At 31.4% G+C, this 1,038-nt stretch carries 1 protein-coding gene and 1 pseudogene; both read right to left on the bottom strand.

What is annotated here, in order from left to right; genetic code table 11:
- Window positions 1–241: 241 nt before the first annotated feature.
- Window positions 242–511: pseudogene (locus tag ACFINF_RS09350) on the bottom strand (type II toxin-antitoxin system YafQ family toxin).
- Between the two features lie 2 nt (window positions 512–513).
- On the bottom strand, window positions 514–753 hold the full coding sequence (locus ACFINF_RS09345) for a hypothetical protein (protein ID WP_375620607.1): 240 nt from the start codon (window positions 751–753) through the stop codon (window positions 514–516).
- Window positions 754–1,038 lie beyond the last annotated feature (285 nt).

Genomic DNA, 1,038 nt, shown 5'->3' with positions numbered 1-1,038 from the left:
TTTTTATTGAATCATAAAAAGCTATAGACATCAATACGCCCTTACACATCTTTATATACTTTGAATCTTGTTGCTAAGCCCCTGCTTGCCGCGTCTGGGCACCACCTTCTTTTTTCCTTATTTAGTATCTTTTTTTATTATATTTTTTAAATATGAGGGATTCGTAAATAAAGATTAAGAAATAGGATTTTGTGACATGCCTCTCAATTATTGCGAATCAGTTTAGGGCATAATCAACTTCTTACTTAAATAAATCCGAATACGTACCTGTCCTATCAAAATGGACGCACTCTTCATCAACTATATAAATTAATAACCAATCGGGTTCTATATGAAGATCTCGACAAAGCTTCTAATTCCCTTGTAATGCATGATCATTTAAAATAGATAGCAATTGCTTCTTATGAATTAGACGTTGCATAACTTCTGTGAGCTTTCGCATATCTTTTCCACGCTTTTTTGCTCGTTTTACATCCTTTTTAAACTTTCCTGAATAACTCACTGAACGCATGATCAGATATCCAGTTGCTTAATCAAATCAGCAATATTTTCAGCATAAAAAACATCTTCATTGCTATCGGTTTTATGAAAAATTTCAAGCGTTTCTTTATTGAGTATCTTATTATTTTCAACGTACACACGAATAAAATCACGTAAAATTTGAGATGCTGGACGGTGTTTTATTTCAGCTATAGCCATAAATGCGCTTTTTAGATTTATATCTACTTTAGCTGCTATAATCACTTTTTTCACTCATAATATTTCCTCTTTAAGAATTTTGATGATTATACTTATTTAGCTTAGTTAAATAATTTAACTTAGTTAAACATAGTGTAACTTATCATTAATATTAATTTCTTTTCTTAAAGAAAAAGTTTTTCAACTATTAGTTATCCACTTTTTGAGGTGTGAGAAGCTATTCTCTAGGGCGTCCACGAAACGGGAAAAATCTATTACAAACATAAAGAGGATGAAGGCAATCAATTTCATGATGCGTGACATCATCTTTAAGCCTTGATAGGTCTCTATCATCTCGTG

It is taken from the genome of Bartonella sp. TS25HLJMH (genome assembly GCF_042193505.1).
In the GTDB taxonomy this organism is placed as follows: domain Bacteria; phylum Pseudomonadota; class Alphaproteobacteria; order Rhizobiales; family Rhizobiaceae; genus Bartonella; species Bartonella grahamii.
This window is presented reverse-complemented; position numbering and strand designations above follow the sequence as displayed.